Origin of the sequence: Tumebacillus lacus (assembly GCF_026410385.1) — a bacterium.
Lineage (GTDB): Bacteria > Bacillota > Bacilli > Tumebacillales > Tumebacillaceae > Tumebacillus > Tumebacillus lacus.
In genome coordinates this window covers 66,311-84,637 of the sequence record NZ_JAPMLT010000001.1, presented here as the reverse complement: position 1 = coordinate 84,637, position 18,327 = coordinate 66,311, and the positions used below count along the sequence as shown (strand labels likewise).

Below are 18,327 nucleotides of genomic sequence, written 5' to 3'. Positions count from 1 at the left end.
CGAGGTTATCTTGCAATCCCGTATTTTTCCCGCAGCTGACGTTCCACGTGCGGCGGCACCAACTCGCTGACCGGACCGCCGTGACGGGCGATCTCCTTGACGATCGACGAACTGAGATAGGAATAGTTGTAAGCCGTCGGAATAAACAGCGTCTCCGCCTCCGGGAACATCCGGCGGTTGAGCGTCGCATGCTGCAACTCCATCTCAAAATCGGAGACAGCGCGCAGGCCTTTGATGATCGCCGAAACGCCGTTTTCGCGCGCGTAGTTGACGAGCAGACCCGGGAAACTGTCCACTTCAACGTTCGGCAGATGCTGGGTCGCCTCGCGAATCAGCTCTTTGCGCTCTTCGACGGTGAACAGCGGATTTTTATGCGGATTGACCATCACGGCGATGATCAGTTTGTCAAACGTTTTTGCGCCGCGCTCGGCGATGTCCAAATGCCCGTTGGTCAATGGATCGAACGATCCCGGATAGACTGCGATTCTCATTCTATTTCGTCATCCCTTCTTCATTTGCCTCGACCGGATCTTGATCGGCCTTCCATTCATAAAAGGAGATCGCGATCTCGCCGTATGTCGCCAGCCGCCATCGCACGGCGCCTGCAAAGCGATCCGGCAGTTCGACATCCTCGCTGTGCTCGGCCACGATGACCGCACCGTCATGCAACATGCTCTGCTCTTGCAGGTGCAGGATCAATTCGTGATACAGCCCGGTCAGTTTGTACGGCGGATCGAGAAAGACCAGATTAAACGTTTCGCCTCGGGCTTTCAAGCCCTCCAGCGCCCGCTTGGCATCGTTTTTCTGCACCTCAGCGCGGTCCTTTTGCAGGCCCAGCGCCGTGAGGTTTTCCCGGATGGTCGACAGCGCCTTAAAGTCTTTGTCGACAAAGACAGCTCGGTCGATGCCCCGAGAGAGCGCTTCGATGCCAAGCCCGCCCGTGCCGGCAAACAGATCAAGGGCCGTTCCTCCATTGAAGTAAGGTCCGATGATGTTGAACATGGATTCTTTGACCTTGTCGGTGGTGGGGCGGGTGTTTGTCCCCGGCACCGCTTTCAATCTTCTGCCACCAAAATCTCCGGCAATGACACGCATCTCTCTTCAACTCCTCGACATTACTTTACCATAAATCGGCATGTCCGAGCCAACTTGTCCTCTCACGTCCTAAAATTTTTCCTCCGTGTGTATAGACTTCCTGAAAGGGGGCGATGATAGTATCAGCAACGGCGTGAGCTGTTGCAGGCAACCGCGGAGAAGACTTAGGTTTCCCCATAAGCTCTTCCTCCGGTTTCTCCTCTCCCAGTTCCTATCGTGAAAGCGGTAGGGCGAAAACCCGCGTATACCCGGACGCGGGTTTTTTGTTTTGTCCAGCAACATCCAGCATGAGCCGCCTCCCCTGCAGACACCCTAGTAGGCAGAGGAGTGAGCATCACATGTTGACTGAGCAGCAAAAACGGATGTACATCGAGCAGTCGCTCCGCCAGATCGAGCTGTCGGTTGAGGACGCGGACGGATTGATCCATCTGTTGCTCGCAGACCCGGGCACTCGCGCACACGGGCAACGTCTGCAAGCGATCTGCAACCGGATCTGCGACGCGACGCGAAACGTCGAACACACAATCGAACAAGGTCTGCTGCCCGCCTCGCCGGAACAAGCGTCTCTCGGCCGGCGCGTGCAGGAGGCGACCGTCGAGATCTCCCAGATCTGACACAGAAAGCGAGGGTTCCTGCATGGAGTTCGATTTCACCCCGACGCAAGTGGCGATCTTCGCCTCGCTGATCTTTGTCGGCATCATTCTCTTTCAATTTGCGATCATGATCATGATGCCGCCCAAAGACAAACATCGCCGATAAAAAAACTGGCGGAGTGGCCGGGGTTATCTCCCCAGCCGCTCCGCCAGTCGTTTCAAGACGACCGCCAGCTCCGCCCGGGTCAAAGGCCGGTCGGGGCGCAATGTGTTGTCTTCATATCCTTGCAACAGTCCGAGCCTCACCGCTTCGGCCAACCCGATCGCCAGCGGGTCGGCAGGGTCCGGTTGCGTCGGTTGCGCGACCACAGGATCGACCTGCGGGGGCGGCGTCGGAATTGGTTCGGAAACAGGAGTTTGCAACATTTCCTGCCAGAGTCGGACGATGCTCTCGCCGTAGCCGACACCTGGCACCGCCCATCGGCCGCTGAGGTCTTCCCAGTTCGGCGCGATGCCACGCAGTCCGGATCGCTGGAGCAGGTCAAATCTCGGATCGACCACTTTCACGCCCGCGGGCAACGGCGCGTTTGTCGCATAGCCGTACAAATGCTGAATCTGCGCTTCGATGCCGAGCGCGGGAGTGGCAAACATCGCGCCGCGCGTGTCGGACGTTACGGCGCCAAGGCCGGAAAAATTGTTTTGGTAAGGGCGCACCGTACCGGTAAACCGCCAATACCCCGTCTCATGCATCGACTGGGCAAAAGCAAGATCACCGCGAACGCCGTACTTCGCACCGATGTCGAGATACAACTGGCTGTAATCGGGCGCATCCGGGTTGCGGCTGCGCAAAAATTCACGCATCTGTGAAGCTGTTGCCTGAGATCTGCCCATAATCGGCGTTGCCACTCGCTACACCTCCCCGTGTGATCAACGATGATAGACCCTCTCTTCGGACTGCCGCTCCCGTCTGCGCGTCTCTTGAACCCGCACGATCAACAGATCGAGTTCTTGAGAGATACGAAGCACATTCGGATGCAGAAAATCCCCTCGGTGAACATCCACCATCTCGAGCAACTTCTGTCTCAACGTCTCGATCTGCAGAGAGATACCGCTCATCTTCAACACCCTTACCCTTCTACATGGCGTTTTCCACTATCTTACGAACGAAAGTCCGTCCTCTTGCAAACAATCTGATCTTTTGATGCTCTCTCTCCACTATAAATCATACGACCAAAAAATGTAAGGGGTTGTTCGGAAAGTAAGTAAGAATAGATAAAAAAAACGGCCTCATGAAAGAGACCGTTTACATCCGAGTTGTTCTTGGGCCAAATCGACCATCCGCTTCGCCACATCGCCCCGGATCGCACCGACGTGCAACGAGTGCATCGGAGGCGATTCATATTCGTTTGCCGCCAGCGTAATGTCCAGACCGATCTCGCGGGCCACCTCGTAGCGAAACTGCCGGATCGTCGCTTGCAAGCTCAACACGGGCAGACTTTTTTTGTTGGTTGCCATCCTCTATCGCTCCTTCCGCGAACACAGCCATAGGGTGTGTTCCAAGGAACGATACTATGCTTCCCTCAGTCGCCCGCCCGCTGAAGCAGGACTTTCTCCCGTTTGAGATAATGGACCAGCGGCTGATAGCTGGGTAACGTCCAAAAATCGGCAGCGCGCAGACACTCTTGCACTTCGCCGCGCGCGACCTCCATGATCTTGGCGTCTTGGAGCAGATCTCCGAGTTTAAACTCCGGGATGCCGCTCTGACGGACACCGAAAAACTCACCCGGACCGCGCAGATGCAGGTCTTTTTCCGCCAATACAAATCCGTCCTGCGTGGCGACCATCGCCTTCATCCGCTCCAGCCCCGCGTCGGTGTCCGGTTTGGACATCAAGATGCAGGAAGACGCATGCTCCCCCCGCCCGACCCGGCCGCGCAACTGGTGCAACTGGGCAAGACCGAACCGCTCGGCATTGTAGACCATCATCGCCGTCGAGTTCGGCACGTTGACCCCGACCTCGATGACGGTGGTGGAGACGAGCACCTGAATCTCATTTTTCGTGAAGCGGCGCATCACGTCTTCCTTTTCGGCCGCTTTTAATTTACCGTGCATCAGGCCGACCTCGTAACCGGCAAACCAGTCTTTGAGCATCTCGTACAGTGCGGTGGCGTTGACGACGCCCTCGACTTTTTCCGACTCTTCGACCAGCGGGCAGACGATGTACGCCTGTCTGCCTTTGACCAGTTCCCCGCGGATAAAGCGCAACGCACGCTCTTCCTTGTCAGGCGTGATCCAGTAGGTCTGAATCGGCTGCCGACCGGCCGGCAGCTCGTCCACGACCGAGACGTCGAGATCACCGAACACCGACATCGCCAGCGTGCGCGGGATCGGGGTCGCCGACATGAACAGCACATCGGGAGCGTGCCCTTTTTGGCGGAAGATCGAGCGTTGTTCGACGCCAAAGCGGTGCTGCTCGTCGGTGATGACGACAGAAAGCGAGCGAAATCTCACGCCTTCTTCGAGCAGCGCGTGCGTGCCGATCACGACGTCCACATCACCGCTCTCCATCTCGGCGAGCACCTGTCGCCGCTCCTTTTCCTTTTGCGAGCCGACGAGCATTCCGACGCGGCAACCGAGCGGCTCCAGCAACTCTTGTGCCGCTCGGTAGTGCTGCTCGGCGAGGATCTCCGTCGGCACCATCAACGCCCCTTGGTGACCGCAGACCTTCGCGGCATAAAGAGCGAGGAATGCAAGCACCGTCTTGCCCGAGCCGACATCGCCTTGCACGAGTCGGTTCATCGGCACCGGACTTTGCATGTCGCGCACGATCTCGCCCGCGACCCGTCGCTGCGCGCCTGTCATCGCAAACGGCAACCGCTCTGCAAATGTGGCCAGCGCCTCCTCCGGGATCGGATGCGACACGCCGGGCTGCTCATGGCGATGCAACCAGCGGAACGCCTGAAGCTTTAATTGGAAGAGAAAGAATTCTTCAAACACCAACCGGCGGCGAGCTTGATGCAGATGCTCGCCGTCCTTTGGGAAATGAATCTGCTGGAGCGCCGGACAACGGTCCAGAAGCTTGTATTTCTGACGCAAAATCATCGGCAACAGCTCATCCACCTGCTCGCCGTACGTTTTGACCGCATGAGCGAGCAGATTGCGCAGGATCTTCGGCGTGATGTCCGCCTTGACCTCATAGACCGGCACAATCCGGTCACTGTGCACCGTCTCCCCGGCGACGACAAAGTCGTGGTGGGCGACAGAGATCGAGCGTCGTTTGGCGTCGTATTTGCCGGTGATCGTCATTTTCCGGCCCGGTTTGAGCTGGTCTTTGACGTACGGCTGGTTGAACCAGACCGCATGCAGACGGCGCACGTCCTCCGTCACGACCGGCACCATCGTCGTCGAGGCGCGCTTGCCCCGATATTTGACCCCGGGCATGCCATCGACGGTGACCCGGACGGTCACGCGCGCGCCGTCTGCCAGCTCGCGGCCTGCCTTGGCATTGCGGTCTTCGTAGCGAAAGGGGTAGTAGGTCAGCAGGTCGGCGATCGTCTCAATGCCGAGTAACCCCAGCGTCCTCTGACGCTGGGGTCCGACTCCCGGCAAGATGCTGACCGAGAGAGTGTCGGCACTCACGCCTCGTTCAACTCGTCCCCGTAGATCTGTTTTTCAATTTTTTTGCCGGTCGGGGTCGTGGCGAGACCGCCCATCGCCGTCTCCCGCAATTCGACCGGCATTTGCTTGCCGATGTTGTACATCGCAAGGATGACCTCATCCGGCGGAATCACGCTGCGCACACCTGCCAGCGCCATATCCGCGCCGGCCAGCGCCAAGACGGAGCCAAAGCCGTTGCGGATGATGCACGGCACCTCGACGAGGCCCGCCACCGGATCGCAGACGAGGCCGAGGACGTTTTTCAACGCCAGACCCGCCGCTTGGATCGCCTGCTCCGGCGAACCACCGGCCAGTTCCACAGCGGCAGCCGCCGCCATCGCCGTCGCGGAGCCGACTTCCGCTTGGCAACCGCCGCCCGCACCTGAGATCGAGGCGTTGTTGGCGACGACATAGCCGACAGCAGCCGCTGTGAACATGCCGAGCACCAGTTGTTCCTTCTCAAGGCCGAGCGACTCGCGCAACGAGGAGAGGACACCCGGCAAAATGCCGCAGGAGCCCGCCGTCGGTGTGGCGACCACCAAACCCATCGCCGCGTTGACCTCCGAGGTGGACAGCGCCATCGCCACCGCCTCTGTCGCCTGTTTGCCGAGCAGAGTCTTGCCTTTTTGCGCATACTCATAAACGCGCTTCGCATCGCCGCCGGTCAGTCCGGAAAACGATTTGATATCTTCAGTCAGGCCACGTTGCACAGAAGCCACCATCACATCAAAAGAATCGGTCATCGTCTGGATGACCTGCTCACGAGTCTGTCCCGTCTCGTTGACATGCTCTTCGATCATGATCTCATACATCGGCTTCTTCTCTTGCTCCGCGACCGCTACTAATTCTGCAAGGTTGCGAAATCTCATGGTGTACCTCCTTAGGAAGGGTTGATCCTGGCCACCTGCCGCACAGCGTCCAACGACTGGATCGCCGCGACCGCGTCATCAGGCGGCATCTCGTCGGTGCCGATCACCATCAGCGCGTCGGAGCCCCGCCCTCGGCGAGCGACCTCCATCGTCGAGATGTTCAGTTGGTGAGCGGAGAGGATCGCCGTCACCGCTGCCACGACACCGTAACGGTCCGCGTGCGGAATGACCAGCGTCGGGTAGGACCCGGTGATCTTTACCTGAAATCCGTAGATCTCCAGCACTTCCACCGCTCCGCCGCCGATCGAGCAGCCGAGCAGCTCAAACGCGTCCTCGCCGGCTTTCAGCGAGATCCGTGCGGTGTTGGGGTGAAAGTCCGGGTTGGGTCTGCCCGGGCGGAACGTTACGTGGAAGTCGAGGCTTTCCGCGATTTTCAGCGAGTCCGGGATCCGGGGGTCGTGCGTTTCAAAATCGAGCAGGCCCGCGACCAGCGCCACATCGGTGCCGTGCCCCTTATAAGTCTTGGCAAACGAACCGTACAGCGTGATCTCCGCGACCTCCGGTTGACGGCCGAACAAACTGCGCGCCATCCGACCGAGGCGGGCCGCACCGGCCGTGTGCGAGCTGGACGGCCCGATCATCACCGGACCGATTATATCAAAAGAATGGCGAAACGAAGACATGATGGGTCTCTTCCTCCTCCGCCTGAGAGAAAAAAGGTCCTGCCGAAAAGTACGACAGGACTGGTTTCTTCGGTCAGACACTATTCAACAGAGAAAATATAAGAATACAGCGGTTGACCGCCATAATGAAGTTCAAATTCGCAATGATCGAATTGGTTTTGCGCCGCTTCCAGCAGAGTATTCGCCTGCTCTTCGCCGACGTCATCTCCGTAGAAGATCGTCACCACTTCACTGTCCGGCTCCACCATTTTCTCAAGCAGCGTGATCGCGGTCAAATCCAATTCTTTCCCGAGCGTCACGACTTTTCCTTCTTCCATGCCCATGAAGTCGCCTTCTTTAATGTCGAAGTCTTGGAAGTTGGAGTCGCGGACGGCGCGGGTGATCTGGCCGGACTTGACGCGAGAGATGCTCGCCAGCATGCCCTCCAGGTTTTCGGCGCTGTCTGCCCCCCCGTCAAACGAGATCGCAGCGGCGATACCTTGCGGGATCGACTTGGTCGGGATCACCGAGACATTGTCGCCTAGAACGGTCTGTGCTTGTTGAGCGGCGAGGATGATGTTGGAGTTGTTCGGCAGGATGTAGACATGTTCGGCATGAAGCGCTTTCACCGCATTGACGATATCTTCGGTGCTCGGGTTCATCGTTTGGCCGCCTTCGATGACGCCTTCGACACCCAGCGAACGGAAGATCTCAGTCAGACCTTGACCTGCGGTGACAGTGACGATGCCAAACGGTTTTTTCGGCTCGTCTGCAAGAGCTGCGGCTGCCTGCGGAGCTTCCTCCGCCGCCTCTTCGTCACCCATGACCTGCAGGTTGTGATGTTGCTCGGTCATGTTGTCGATCTTGATGCGGGTCAGTTCCCCGTACTCCATCGCCTTGTCGAGCACGGTGCCCGGCTTCAGAGCGTGGATGTGAACCTTGATGATGTTGTCAGCCGCGACGACCAGCAGGGACTCACCCAGCGGGATCAGTGCTTCTCGCACCGTCGACTCAACCGCCTGCTCATCTTCCGCGACCTTTTCCATGCGAATGATGAACTCCGTGCAATATCCATATTCAGTTTCCAGGTCGCCGTGTGCAGCGGCAGCCGTCAACGATTTGTTTTTGGGTGCCGGCATCACGGTCAGACCTTTGGCCGGTTTCTCATCGACCGCGACACTCTCGCCGCGCATGGCGGCCATCCAGCCGTGGTAGATGTAGACGAGGCCTTGGCCGCCGGAGTCGACGACGCCCGCCTGACGGAGCACCGGGAGCAAGTCCGGGGTGCGGTCGAGCGATTTTTGCGCTTCGACGATCGTCGCTTCCATCACGTCGGTGACGGTCGCGCCCGCTTTGCCCGCTGCTGTCAGCGCCGCTTTTGCAGCGTCTTTGGCCACGGTGAGGATCGTGCCCTCAACCGGCTTGACGACGGCGGAGTACGCGGTGGTCACGCCGTTTTGCAGCGCCTCGGCAAATCCTTTGGCATCGATCTGGGATTGTTTCGCGATCCCTTTCGAGAAGCCGCGGAACAGCTGCGACAAGATGACGCCGGAGTTGCCGCGCGCGCCCATCAACAGGCCGGTCGACACCGCTTCCGCCACGCGATGCAGCGGTTCGTTTATGTATCGCTTCAGTTCGTTGACGCCAGATGTCATCGACAGGCTCATGTTGGTTCCCGTGTCACCGTCCGGCACCGGAAAGACGTTGAGAGCGTTCACTCTTTCCATGTTGCGTTCCAAACTGTGAGCCCCGGCGAGCACCATCTGTACAAACAGAGCGCCATCCAAGTGCTGGTTCTTCAAGAAAAATGACCTCCTTTTACCTCTCGCCAATCACGCGCACACCCTGGACAACTACATTGACGCGATCAACCGCGAGGCCGAGAGTGTTTTCCAATGTATATTTGACCTTGTCCATCACGTTGTGGGCGACTTCGGAGATTCGCGTGCCGTACGAGACGATGATGTACATGTCCACGATGACCTGTTCGTTGACCGTGCGCACCTGAACTCCTTTGCTCAGGTTTTCGCGGCCGAGCAGTTCCGTAATGCTATCCTTCACCTGTTTGCGGGACGCCATGCCCACCAATCCGTAGCAGTCCAAGGCGGCATACCCGGCTACAGTAGCGATGACATCTTCCGAGATCGTGATCTTCCCGAGTTGAGTTTGAATTTCTTTTGGCATATTCGCACCCCCTGAAAACTGGACCTTACTAAAGAAGAACAGACAGTATCTGGATCATTCGGTTGGACAATTCTAGCACCAACAGTGTACTACAAGTTCAGACAAAGGAAAAGTATCTATCCGTTCTTCGCTCTCTACAGGAAAAATAATCTGCTTAGCAAAGAGATAGCTTGCACAGCTAGAATGCCTATGGTAAGATAAGTGAGTGTTTGCGGCCTATCGCTCTTGTATTATTGTCGATATGCCTCGGGACTATGAGGTAAGGAGGTGCAATCTATAATGGCTAAACGTTGCGAGATGTGTGGGAAAGAGCCGAAAGCGGGCAACCAAGTTTCCCACTCCAATATTCATACCAAACGCCGCTGGCTGCCGAACGTTCAAAAAGTTCGCGCAAACATCAACGGCTCCGTAAAGCGTGTCACTGTCTGCACCCGTTGCCTGAAAGCAGGCAAAGTCAAGCGTGCGATCTAATTTTGTTCGGACTCTTGTCCAACCGAATACACGCAAATAAAAAAGCACCTTTCGGGGTGCTTTTTTATTTTTCCTTCTGCACGGCGTTCAACATCGCCTTGACAATCCCGCCTAGGAAGCGAGGCAACTTTATCGTGTAAAAGCGCAAAGTGACCCCTCCTTGCTGTGATGTATGTTTTTTGTTGCTGCGGGTGCGGGCTGTTTTCGGTCCCTAATTCCGAAACAGCATCCAGCCGGCCCAGATCAGAGTCAATCCGATCAGTGATACCCACATCTCCGGCGGCAGATAGCGGACGGTCAGAACCAGGCCGGTCGTCGCCACGCCGATTCCCAAGCCCCGCCTCGCCCCGATCTGCATCTTCATCCGTCGTGCCCGGTAAAAGGCCACCAGTGCCACCTCTCCTCGCCGCACGGACCCTCGCCCATTCCGTATTATTTATATTCGTATGAGATCGTTTTGTGCAACGAAAAAACGGTCGTTCCTGCCGTTGCACGTTCCGGCGGGAGCGACCGTTTCTTTGTGTGGTCCCCCTGCCCGTGTAGTACATCCTATTAGGGTTCGGATGACTTTAGACGTGAGGACATGTCGTATTTTTCAGGATCAGCCGCGGATCGAAGAGATCGCCGCACGGTAGTCGGATGTGTTGTAGACGGCACTGCCGGCGACGAGCACGTTGGCGCCCGCTTCACGCACCAGCTTGGACGTCGCTGCGTTCACGCCGCCGTCCACTTCGATCTCGACGTGATGCAGGTCTTGCGCGTCGAGCATCTGCCGCAGTGCCCCGATCTTGCCGAGCACGTTCGGGATAAAGGACTGGCCGCCAAATCCCGGGTTGACCGTCATCAGCAGCACCATGTCGAGGTCCTGCAACACGTTTTCGATCATCACCAGCGGCGTATGCGGGTTGAGCGCGACCGACGCCTTGGCCCCGAGCGAGCGGATCAGCTGCAAGGTGCGATGCAGATGGGCCGTCGCTTCGACGTGGACCGAGATGATGTCCGCCCCCGCTTTGACAAACTGTGGGATGTAGCGGTCCGGGTTTTCGATCATCAGGTGGCAGTCCAGCGGCAGGGAGGTGACCGGTTTGATCGCTTCCACCACCAGCGGGCCGATGGTGATGTTCGGCACAAAATGACCGTCCATCACATCGACGTGAATCAGATCAGCCCCGGCCGCCTCCACCGCATGCACCTCTTCCCCCAACCGGGAAAAGTCGGCCGACAGGATCGAAGGCGCGATTTTGATCGTCCGTTCCATTCCGTTCGTCATCTCTAATACCTCCACTCCTTGGCTTCCTTCACTTCTGCGAGAAATTCGAGGTAATGCTCATAGCGAGCCCGGTTGATCGTGCCAACTTCGGCAGCCGTGCGCACTGCGCAACCGTCCTCGCCTTCATGCAGACAGCCGCGATACTTGCAGTCGTGAGAGATCTCCCACACGTCGCGGAAGCACTCAGACAGTCGGGCGGGCTCCAGATCGGTAAACTCCAGCGTCGCAAAGCCCGGCGTGTCGATCACGTAGGTGTCTTCGAAGATGCGGAAGATCTCCGAGTGCCGGGTCGTGTGTTTGCCGCGCCCGAGCTTTTGCGAGATCTCGCCGATGGCGAGGTTCAGCCCTGGCACCAGCGAGTTGAGCAGCGTCGATTTGCCGACGCCGGAGTTGCCTGCCAGACCCGAAAGTTTGCCGCGCAGCAAGTCCCGTACCTCATCCAAGCCCGTTTGCGAGGCGGTGGAGACCGCTGCCGTCGCATAGCCCATCTCGCGGTACGGAGCGATCCACGCCTCCGCCTGCGCAGGATCGTCGAGGAGGTCGAGCTTGGTCAGCACGATCACCGCCGGCAGCCCGACGCGTTCAAGCTGCACCAGCATCCGATCGAGCAGTTTGGCATTAAATTCCGGTTCGCGCACCGAGAAGGTCAACACCGCTTGGTCGATGTTGGCGACGGGGGGACGGACAAGCTCCCATCTGCGGGGAAAGACTTTCTCCACGACGCCCTCCTTCCCGCCGATCGGGGTGTACTCGACGCGGTCACCGACCAGCGGCGAGATCCCCTCCTTCTTGAACACGCCCCGCGCCCGGCATTGGCGGACGTCCTCTCCGTCCTGCACGTAGTAAAATCCTGAGATGGCTTTGACGATGATTCCTTGCGGCATGTGCTTCCTCCAGCTGATTATTCGCCGTCATACGGCACGGTGATCGTGCGCTCCGGCTGGCCGTCAATGTACACCTCAATGGAGGCGATCTGATCTTTGGCTACATAGCATTCCACGTTGTACTTGGTCTCTTTGGTGATCGTCTCTTCTTTGACCGTCTGCTCGCCGCGCATGTCGCGTCGAACCAGCTTGACCTTCGCTTTTTCGCCTTCGTTCGGCACCGGCACGACCACTTCGACGGTGCGCTTCACCGCTTCCGGTCCCTTGGAGACGATCAGCTCGACCGACTCACCTTTTTTCATCTCTGTGCCCGGCGGGTACGACGTGCGGATGACGTGACCCGCTTTGATCGTCGCGTGCGTGGAGGTGACGACCTGGCTGACTTTCAGTCCGAGATCGCTCAGTTTTTTCTTGGCATCTTCTTCCGCGGTATCGGTCAGATCCGGCAGGCGGACGGTCGGGATCGCTTTGGCGACGGTCAGCTTGATGTCGCTGTTCGGCGAGATCGACACTTCCGGGTCCGGATTTTGCCCGATGACGGTGCCGGCCGGCTTTTCTTTTTCTTCCTTCTCTTCAAACGTGATCTTGCCAGCCGGGATCTTGAGCTGTTTGAGCAGATCGGCCGCCTGATCTTTCGTCTTGCCGATCAGATCGGGCATCTCCAGCTTTTCCGCCCCTTTGGAGACGGTCAGCGTCACTTCCCGGTTGGCTTTGATCGTCTTGCCTGCGTATTGGTCTTGGTTGATCACCGTCCCCGGCGGGGCTGTGTCATCGAAGACCTCTTCCTTGTGGATATTCTGGACGTCGAGGCCGGCTTTATCGAGCTCCTTGACCGCCTCGTCGAACGTCTTGCCTTTGACGTCCGGCATCTCCACGTCTTGAACGCTCATGTAGTTGGTGACGATCGCATAGGCGGCGACGGCGCCGACACCGAGCAACAGGAAGACCGCAAACAGCCAAACGACCGGCTTCCAGAAGCTCTTTTTCTTTTTATCCGCCCACTCGCCCGACGTCTGCTCGCGATTCACCCGCGTCTCCTGCACGTGGTTCGACGACTGCTCTTCCGCCTCGACAGCTCCCGGAGCGTTGGTGCCGTGTTGACGCAGACCGACAGCCGGGACTTGGATCGTCGATTGATCATCAAAACTCGGCGGGATGAACTTCGGCACGTTCGGATACAGCAGCGCCTTTTCCAGATCGCGTTGCATCTCACGGGCGCTCTGGTAGCGCACCGTCGGATCTTTCGCCAGCGATTTGAGAACGATGTTCTCCACCGACTGCGGAAGCGACGGGTTGATCTGGCGCGGTTCCATGAAATGATCTTGGAGGTGCTTGAGCGCCACCGAGATCGGTGTTTCGCCGGAGAACGGCAGCTCGCCGGTCACCATTTCATAGAGCACGACGCCCAGCGAATAGATGTCCGATTTGACATCGGTGATGCCGCCGCGCGCTTGCTCCGGGGAAAAGTAATGCACAGACCCGAGCACGGAGCCGTCCTGCGTGATCGTGTTCGACGTGATGGCACGGGCGATGCCAAAGTCGGTCACCTTGACCCGGCCGTCTTTGCCGATCAGGATGTTGTGCGGTTTTATATCGCGATGCACGATGTTGTTTTCATGCGCGTGGCCGAGCGCCGAGCAGATCTGCTTGGTGACGTCGATCGCTTCCGAGACGGGCATCGGGGCGCGGTCTTGGATCACTTCTTTGAGCGTCAGGCCGTCCACAAACTCCATGACGATGTAGTAGTCTTCGCCTTCCATGCCGACATCGTAAATGTTGACGACATTCGGGTGCGACAGCGAGGCGGCCGCCTGCGCTTCCCTGCGGAAGCGGCGGACGAACTCTTCGTCGGTGGCGAACTGCGCACGCAGCACTTTGATCGAGACATGACGGTTCAACAGGGTGTCCAGGGCCCGAAATACAACAGCCATCCCCCCGCCGCCGATGCGCTCGATCACTTCATAGCGATTGCCGAGCTTGCGTCCGATCACCGTGCACCACCTCGCTCCGACTCATTTTGTACGGCCACCACGGTGATGTTGTCATACCCGCCGGCAGCCAAGGCCTTGTCGATCAACGTGTCCACCTTGGTTGCGAGCGGCAGGTCCGCCGCGAGGATCTCCGCCAGTTGGTCCTGCTTCACCATGTTGGTCAACCCGTCCGAGCAGAGCAGCAGGATGTCGCCTTTCGACCACTGCAGGCGCATCAGATCGGCCTGCACCTTCTCATCGGTGCCGACCGCCCGCGTGACGATGTTGCGCTGCGGGTGGTGGCTGGCCTCTTCCGCCGTGATCTGCCCGTTTTTAAACAGCTCGTTGACGAGCGTATGATCATCGGTCAACTGGCGCAGCATGCCTGCTTGATACAGGTAGCCGCGACTGTCGCCGATGTGTCCGAGAAACACTTGGCTCTCATCGAACAGCGTCGCCACTAGCGTCGTCCCCATGCCGCTCAACCCATCCGAAGAAGAAGAGCGTTCATAGACCACGCGGTTGGCGCGCTGCATCCCTTCCATCAGTTCGTCGGAAGGGTCCGCGTCCGTTGCGCCGGCCGCCTTGATATGACCGACGAACGTTTCCACCGCCAGAGAACTGGCCACCTCACCCGCAAGGTGCCCCCCCATGCCGTCCGCCACAACCGCAACGCCGAACGGCCGCAGATCCGCTTCGATCGCATAGCCGTCCTCGTTCAGTTGCCGCACCAGACCAATGTGGGTCTTCGCCGCATATTGCATCTCTCTCACCTCTAGATTCTCCCCTGCTCCGCCCGCAGTTGTCCGCAAGCCGCCGCAATGTCATGCCCTTTTTCCCGGCGCACCGTCGCGTTGACTCCCAATCGATTCAGTTCATTGACAAAGGCACGGATTTGATCTTTCGGAGTTCTCGTATAGTTTCGCTCCGGCACATAGTTGACCGGAATCAAATTGACATGACAGTCCAGATTGCCGAGCAGCCCGGCCAGTTCCCGCGCGTGCTGGAGATCGTCGTTTTGACCGCCGACCAAAGCGTACTCAAACGAGATCCGGCGTCCGGTCTGTTTGAAATAGTAATGGCACGAATCGAGCAGTTCGTCGATCCCCCAACGGCGGTTGATCGGCATTAAGGCCGAGCGGATCTCGTCGCGCGTCGCGTGCAGCGAGATCGCCAGCGTGATCTGGCGCTTTTCATCGGCGAGACGGCGAATCGCCGGCACGAGGCCCGATGTGGAAATGGTGATGTGACGCGCGCCGATCTGCAAACCGTCCGGGTTGTTGATGATGTCGACAAACTTCATCGCCGCGTCGTAGTTTTCCATCGGCTCGCCCGAGCCCATCAAGACGCACGAGGAGACGCGCTCGTCCGATTCGTCAAGGAAACGCTGGACGTGCCAGAGTTGCTCCACCACTTCACCTGCCGACAGGTTGCGCACAAGGCCGCCGAGCGTCGAGGCGCAGAACGTGCAACCCATCCGGCAGCCGACCTGCGTCGAGACACAAACCGAGTTGCCATAGTCGTGGCGCATCAACACCGTCTCGATGGTCGAGCCGTCATACAGTTCCCACAGCCATTTGACGGTGCCGTCGGTCGATACTTGGCGCGTCACTTCCTTCATCGTGGTGACGGTGGCGATCGCTTTGAGCTGCTCGCGAAACTTCTGCGGCAGATTGGTCATCGCGTCGATCGTGTCGACCCGATCTTTGTGCAGCCAGGTAAAGATCTGTTTGGCTCGGAAGCGGGGCTGGCCAAGGCTTTGCACCCACTCGTCGAGTTCATCCGGCAACATGTCGAGCAGTTGGATCATTTTTTTCTCTTCAAACAGTTGAATCGTCTCGATGTTGTCCACCTACTCTCGTGATCTGTCTATGTAAGCCGTCGCAAACGCGCGATGAAAAATCCGTCGCTGTCAAACTGCTGCGGCATCAATGTCACAAACGCATCGTCAACCACCGCTTCTTGCACGAGTTCCGGCAGATGCGGTCGGATCGGATCGGGAGCAAACTCGGGGTGCCGCGCCAAAAAGTCGCGGACGACGCCGAGGTTCTCCTCGTGAGTTACGGTGCACGTCGAATAGACGAGCACCCCGCCCGGGCGAAGCGCCTTGGAAACGATCTCCAGCAGGTCCCGCTGGATCTCTACGATCTCCGTCACATCCTCCGGGACTTTCTTCCACTTCAAGTCCGGCTTGCGGCGAATGACGCCAAGGCCACTGCACGGCGCATCGAGCAGGATGCGGTCAAACGTTCCAGCCTCGCCGACCACGTCGCGGATGTCGCCCGCCTCAGTGCGGATCACCGAAAGGCCGAGACGGCCCGCCACATTTTCGATCAACTCGATCTTGTGCGGGTGGATGTCCACCGCCAGCAGTTCACCTTCGTCCCTCATCAACTCGGCGAGGTGAGTAGTTTTGCCGCCCGGGGCGGCGCAGCAGTCCAGTACGCGCATGCCTGGCTCCGGCGCAAGAGCCGGCGCGACGAGCATCGAGCTCTCATCCTGCACGGTGCACAGACCGTCGCGGAACGCCGGCAGTTTGGTCACATCTAGCCCTGCTTCGAGGACGATACCCTGCGGTGACACGAGCGAGGCTCTTGCCGCGATGCCCTGCTCCTCCAGTTCGGCGAGCAGCGCGTCGCGCGTCGTGCGGTGCGCGTTGACGCGCAGAACGAGCGGCGGGCGGCGGTTGTTCGCTTCGCACATCGCCTCCGTCTGTTCGCGACCGAAAGCCTGCTCCCACTCCGACACCAGCCACTCAGGGTGCGAGTGCAGCAAAGAAACGTGCCGGAGCCAGTTTTTCTGCTTCGAAGGCAGCCGCAGTTCCGCTTTTTTGCGCAGGGTGGCGCGCAAGACACCGTTGACAAAGCCGCTGGCTTTGGCCCCGCGCCGCTTGGCGATCTCGACCGCCTCGTTGATCGCGGCAAAAGCCGGGATCCGCTCCAAATAGAACAGTTGATAGACAGTCAAGCGCAGCAAGTTGCGCACCCACGGCTCCAATCGGTCCAGCGGCGTTTTCAGCGACGGCTTGAGATAATAATCCAGCGTGTTCAAGCGACCGACCGTGCCGTAGACCAACTCGGTCGCCAGTCCCGTGTCCCGTGCGTCCAACCGGGCCCCGCGCAACGCGCCCGTCAGCGCGAGGTTGCTGTAGGCCCCTCTCGTTTCAATCGCGATCAGTACGTCCAAGGCGATGTCTCTCGCGGTACTAGCCAATATGCTGATCCTCCTCCGCCCCGAAACGAGTGCCGGGCTCCATCTTTACGCCGCGCAGGTAGTCGGTGACCATCATGCGCTTTTTGCCGGACGGTTGAATCTCGACCAGTGCCAGCGTACCGCGCCCACACTGCACGAGGATCTCGCCGTCGGCCGCCTTGAGGACGGTGCCCGGCTCTGCGTTCGGAGCGCTTTCTTCCTCGTTAACCCTAGCTTGCCATATCTTCATCACTTTATGATTCAACGTGGTGAAGGCGACCGGCCAAGCGTTAAGGCCCCGCACTTGGTTGTAGAGGGAACGGGAGTCACGGCTCCAGTCGATCCGCTCGTCCTCGCGCTTGATGTTCGGCGAGTACGTGACGAGCGATTCATCCTGCGGCGTCTCGGTCTGCGTGCCGCTCTCGATCAGCGGCAGGGTCTCGATCAGCAGTTTCGCCCCGGCCGGAGAGAGTTTGTCGTGCAGGGAGGAGACGGTATCGGTCTCCTCGATCGGCACGACGACCTTGGAGATCATATCGCCTGCGTCGAGAGCCTGTACCATCCGCATGATCGTGACGCCCGACTCTTTGTCGCCTTCGATGATGCAACGATGGATCGGAGCACCGCCCCGCCAGCGCGGGAGCAGCGACGCATGCACGTTGATCGAGCCAAGGCGCGGCATCTCCAACAGACGCTTGGGCAGGAGTTGTCCGTACGCGGCGGTGACGAGCAGATCGGCCTGCAGCGTCTCGAGTTCGTCGAGCACAGCCGCTTCCCGCACCTTTTCCGGCTGAAACACGCGCAGGCCCTGTCGCTCGGCCGCCACTTTGACAGGGGGCGGCGCCAGTTCTCCTTTGCGGCCTTTCGGGCGGTCCGGCTGGGTGACGACACCCACGACCTCATAGCCATTTTCCACCAAAGCGTCCAAGCACGGCACCGCAAAATCGGGCGTGCCCATAAACAGTATCTTCATCTCAGATCCGCTCCTACTTTTTCCGTTTGCCAGGCCGCTGTTCCGCTCCTGTCGCCATGCGGCGGACATGGTCGGTGAACAGAATGCCGTTCAGATGATCGATCTCATGCAGCAGGCAGCGGGCGAGCATGCCCTCACCCGTGATCTCAAACTCCTCGCCGTGACGGTTCAACGCTTTGACCGTAACGCGGTTGGCGCGCAACACGTCGCCCGAGACGCCGGGGATCGACAGACAGCCTTCCGGGCCGATCTGCTCGCCTTCCGACGCGACCACTTCCGGGTTGACCAGTTCGATCAAACCTTCGCCGACATCGACGACGATCGCCCGTTTCAAAATGCCGATCTGCGGCGCGGCAAGGCCGATACCGTTGCCGGTGTCATACATCGTGTCCGCGAGATCGGTCAGCAGTTTTTGTATATTCGAAGTCACTTCCGGGATCGGTTTGGCCACTTGCCGGAGAACCGGATCGCCTTCCATTCTGATGATCTTGACAGCCATACAGTGACA

The 18,327-nt window shown here is 58.9% G+C and carries 23 protein-coding genes; 3 read left to right on the top strand and 20 right to left on the bottom strand.

Annotation, left to right across the window (positions count from 1 at the left end; all coding sequences use genetic code 11):
• Positions 1-5 precede the first annotated feature (5 nt).
• Together coaD and rsmD are read right to left on the bottom strand one after the other, a co-directional pair.
• Complete coding sequence (gene coaD, locus OS242_RS00460; protein ID WP_267149692.1) at positions 6-491, bottom strand: pantetheine-phosphate adenylyltransferase; 486 nt, start codon at positions 489-491, stop codon at positions 6-8.
• Between the two features lies 1 nt (position 492).
• Positions 493-1,095: a 16S rRNA (guanine(966)-N(2))-methyltransferase RsmD gene (gene rsmD / locus OS242_RS00455; RefSeq protein WP_267149691.1), complete on the bottom strand. Its 603-nt coding sequence runs from the start codon at positions 1,093-1,095 to the stop codon at positions 493-495.
• Positions 1,096-1,433: 338 nt separating this feature from the next.
• Between rsmD and OS242_RS00450 the strand changes: the two genes are divergently transcribed.
• Positions 1,434-1,709, top strand: coding sequence for a hypothetical protein (locus OS242_RS00450; protein WP_267149690.1), 276 nt, complete (start codon positions 1,434-1,436; stop codon positions 1,707-1,709).
• A 22-nt stretch (positions 1,710-1,731) separates the two neighbouring features.
• Entirely contained in the window at positions 1,732-1,854 is a 123-nt protein-coding gene (locus OS242_RS00445; protein ID WP_267149689.1) for a hypothetical protein, read from the top strand.
• A gap of 23 nt (positions 1,855-1,877) precedes the next feature.
• Here the strand turns inward: OS242_RS00445 and OS242_RS00440 are convergent, their stop codons facing one another.
• The 8 genes from OS242_RS00440 to OS242_RS00405 all read right to left on the bottom strand — a co-directional run bounded on the left by OS242_RS00440 (position 1,878) and on the right by OS242_RS00405 (position 9,059).
• Positions 1,878-2,594, bottom strand: a complete 717-nt coding sequence (locus OS242_RS00440) for an S-layer homology domain-containing protein (protein ID WP_267149688.1) — start codon at positions 2,592-2,594, stop codon at positions 1,878-1,880.
• Positions 2,595-2,615: 21 nt separating this feature from the next.
• Positions 2,616-2,804 carry an aspartyl-phosphate phosphatase Spo0E family protein gene (locus tag OS242_RS00435; RefSeq protein ID WP_267149687.1) on the bottom strand — a complete coding sequence of 63 codons (189 nt, stop codon included), beginning with the start codon at positions 2,802-2,804 and terminating at the stop codon, positions 2,616-2,618.
• 171 nt (positions 2,805-2,975) lie between these two features.
• Positions 2,976-3,203 (bottom strand): small, acid-soluble spore protein, alpha/beta type, encoded by a 228-nt coding sequence (locus OS242_RS00430; protein WP_267149686.1) that lies wholly within the window; start codon positions 3,201-3,203, stop codon positions 2,976-2,978.
• A 65-nt stretch (positions 3,204-3,268) separates the two neighbouring features.
• Complete coding sequence (gene recG / locus OS242_RS00425) at positions 3,269-5,326, bottom strand: ATP-dependent DNA helicase RecG (protein WP_267149685.1); 2,058 nt, start codon at positions 5,324-5,326, stop codon at positions 3,269-3,271.
• Positions 5,323-6,213: an L-serine ammonia-lyase, iron-sulfur-dependent, subunit alpha gene (gene sdaAA / locus OS242_RS00420; RefSeq protein ID WP_267149684.1), complete on the bottom strand. Its 891-nt coding sequence runs from the start codon at positions 6,211-6,213 to the stop codon at positions 5,323-5,325. Before sdaAA ends, recG begins: the two co-directional genes overlap by 4 nt.
• 11 nt (positions 6,214-6,224) lie before the next feature.
• Entirely contained in the window at positions 6,225-6,896 is a 672-nt protein-coding gene (sdaAB, locus tag OS242_RS00415; protein WP_267149683.1) for an L-serine ammonia-lyase, iron-sulfur-dependent subunit beta, read from the bottom strand.
• An 80-nt stretch (positions 6,897-6,976) separates the two neighbouring features.
• Positions 6,977-8,677 carry a DAK2 domain-containing protein gene (locus OS242_RS00410; protein WP_323372859.1) on the bottom strand — a complete coding sequence of 567 codons (1,701 nt, stop codon included), beginning with the start codon at positions 8,675-8,677 and terminating at the stop codon, positions 6,977-6,979.
• A gap of 16 nt (positions 8,678-8,693) precedes the next feature.
• The gene (locus OS242_RS00405; RefSeq protein WP_267149682.1) at positions 8,694-9,059 is read right to left on the bottom strand and encodes an Asp23/Gls24 family envelope stress response protein; all 366 of its coding nucleotides are present in this window, start codon (positions 9,057-9,059) and stop codon (positions 8,694-8,696) included.
• A gap of 279 nt (positions 9,060-9,338) precedes the next feature.
• Here OS242_RS00405 and rpmB point away from each other — a divergent pair, with 279 nt between their 5' ends.
• Complete coding sequence (gene rpmB / locus OS242_RS00400) at positions 9,339-9,530, top strand: 50S ribosomal protein L28 (protein WP_267149681.1); 192 nt, start codon at positions 9,339-9,341, stop codon at positions 9,528-9,530.
• Positions 9,531-9,594: 64 nt separating this feature from the next.
• Here rpmB and spoVM read toward each other — a convergent pair whose 3' ends face one another.
• The 10 genes from spoVM to def all read right to left on the bottom strand — a co-directional run bounded on the left by spoVM (position 9,595) and on the right by def (position 18,318).
• Positions 9,595-9,678, bottom strand: a complete 84-nt coding sequence (gene spoVM, locus OS242_RS00395) for a stage V sporulation protein SpoVM (RefSeq protein ID WP_407702073.1) — start codon at positions 9,676-9,678, stop codon at positions 9,595-9,597.
• A 63-nt stretch (positions 9,679-9,741) separates the two neighbouring features.
• A complete protein-coding gene (locus OS242_RS00390) occupies positions 9,742-9,918 on the bottom strand; it encodes a hypothetical protein (protein WP_267149680.1) in 177 nt (58 codons plus the stop codon).
• A 213-nt stretch (positions 9,919-10,131) separates the two neighbouring features.
• Positions 10,132-10,788 carry a ribulose-phosphate 3-epimerase gene (rpe, locus tag OS242_RS00385; protein ID WP_267150401.1) on the bottom strand — a complete coding sequence of 219 codons (657 nt, stop codon included), beginning with the start codon at positions 10,786-10,788 and terminating at the stop codon, positions 10,132-10,134.
• Positions 10,789-10,802: 14 nt separating this feature from the next.
• The gene (gene rsgA, locus OS242_RS00380; RefSeq protein WP_267149679.1) at positions 10,803-11,684 is read right to left on the bottom strand and encodes a ribosome small subunit-dependent GTPase A; all 882 of its coding nucleotides are present in this window, start codon (positions 11,682-11,684) and stop codon (positions 10,803-10,805) included.
• A 17-nt stretch (positions 11,685-11,701) separates the two neighbouring features.
• Positions 11,702-13,675, bottom strand: coding sequence for a Stk1 family PASTA domain-containing Ser/Thr kinase (gene pknB / locus OS242_RS00375; protein ID WP_267149678.1), 1,974 nt, complete (start codon positions 13,673-13,675; stop codon positions 11,702-11,704).
• Positions 13,672-14,418, bottom strand: coding sequence for a Stp1/IreP family PP2C-type Ser/Thr phosphatase (locus OS242_RS00370; protein WP_267150400.1), 747 nt, complete (start codon positions 14,416-14,418; stop codon positions 13,672-13,674). The genes pknB and OS242_RS00370 overlap by 4 nt, the downstream gene beginning before the upstream one ends.
• Positions 14,419-14,429: 11 nt before the next feature.
• Positions 14,430-15,464 (bottom strand): 23S rRNA (adenine(2503)-C(2))-methyltransferase RlmN, encoded by a 1,035-nt coding sequence (gene rlmN / locus OS242_RS00365; protein WP_267150399.1) that lies wholly within the window; start codon positions 15,462-15,464, stop codon positions 14,430-14,432.
• 59 nt (positions 15,465-15,523) lie between these two features.
• Positions 15,524-16,867: a 16S rRNA (cytosine(967)-C(5))-methyltransferase RsmB gene (rsmB, locus tag OS242_RS00360; RefSeq protein WP_267149677.1), complete on the bottom strand. Its 1,344-nt coding sequence runs from the start codon at positions 16,865-16,867 to the stop codon at positions 15,524-15,526.
• On the bottom strand, positions 16,860-17,819 hold the full coding sequence (gene fmt / locus OS242_RS00355) for a methionyl-tRNA formyltransferase (RefSeq protein ID WP_267149676.1): 960 nt from the start codon (positions 17,817-17,819) through the stop codon (positions 16,860-16,862). The genes rsmB and fmt overlap by 8 nt, the downstream gene beginning before the upstream one ends.
• 13 nt (positions 17,820-17,832) lie before the next feature.
• Positions 17,833-18,318, bottom strand: a complete 486-nt coding sequence (def, locus tag OS242_RS00350) for a peptide deformylase (protein ID WP_267149675.1) — start codon at positions 18,316-18,318, stop codon at positions 17,833-17,835.
• Positions 18,319-18,327 lie beyond the last annotated feature (9 nt).

Excerpts from the sequence above, each read along its gene's own strand:
- coaD (WP_267149692.1), bottom strand. The coding sequence starts at position 491 with ATGAGAATCGCAGTCTATCCGGGATCGTTCGATCCATTGACCAACGGG.
- rsmD (WP_267149691.1), bottom strand. The coding sequence starts at position 1,095 with ATGCGTGTCATTGCCGGAGATTTTGGTGGCAGAAGATTGAAAGCGGTG.
- OS242_RS00450 (WP_267149690.1), top strand. The coding sequence starts at position 1,434 with ATGTTGACTGAGCAGCAAAAACGGATGTACATCGAGCAGTCGCTCCGC.
- OS242_RS00445 (WP_267149689.1), top strand. The coding sequence starts at position 1,732 with ATGGAGTTCGATTTCACCCCGACGCAAGTGGCGATCTTCGCCTCGCTG.
- OS242_RS00435 (WP_267149687.1), bottom strand. The coding sequence starts at position 2,804 with ATGAGCGGTATCTCTCTGCAGATCGAGACGTTGAGACAGAAGTTGCTC.
- OS242_RS00430 (WP_267149686.1), bottom strand. The coding sequence starts at position 3,203 with ATGGCAACCAACAAAAAAAGTCTGCCCGTGTTGAGCTTGCAAGCGACG.
- sdaAA (WP_267149684.1), bottom strand. The coding sequence starts at position 6,213 with ATGAGATTTCGCAACCTTGCAGAATTAGTAGCGGTCGCGGAGCAAGAG.
- sdaAB (WP_267149683.1), bottom strand. The coding sequence starts at position 6,896 with ATGTCTTCGTTTCGCCATTCTTTTGATATAATCGGTCCGGTGATGATC.
- OS242_RS00405 (WP_267149682.1), bottom strand. The coding sequence starts at position 9,059 with ATGCCAAAAGAAATTCAAACTCAACTCGGGAAGATCACGATCTCGGAA.
- rpmB (WP_267149681.1), top strand. The coding sequence starts at position 9,339 with ATGGCTAAACGTTGCGAGATGTGTGGGAAAGAGCCGAAAGCGGGCAAC.
- rpe (WP_267150401.1), bottom strand. The coding sequence starts at position 10,788 with ATGGAACGGACGATCAAAATCGCGCCTTCGATCCTGTCGGCCGACTTT.
- rsgA (WP_267149679.1), bottom strand. The coding sequence starts at position 11,684 with ATGCCGCAAGGAATCATCGTCAAAGCCATCTCAGGATTTTACTACGTG.
- OS242_RS00370 (WP_267150400.1), bottom strand. The coding sequence starts at position 14,418 with ATGCAATATGCGGCGAAGACCCACATTGGTCTGGTGCGGCAACTGAAC.
- rlmN (WP_267150399.1), bottom strand. The coding sequence starts at position 15,464 with ATGATCCAACTGCTCGACATGTTGCCGGATGAACTCGACGAGTGGGTG.
- fmt (WP_267149676.1), bottom strand. The coding sequence starts at position 17,819 with ATGAAGATACTGTTTATGGGCACGCCCGATTTTGCGGTGCCGTGCTTG.
- def (WP_267149675.1), bottom strand. The coding sequence starts at position 18,318 with ATGGCTGTCAAGATCATCAGAATGGAAGGCGATCCGGTTCTCCGGCAA.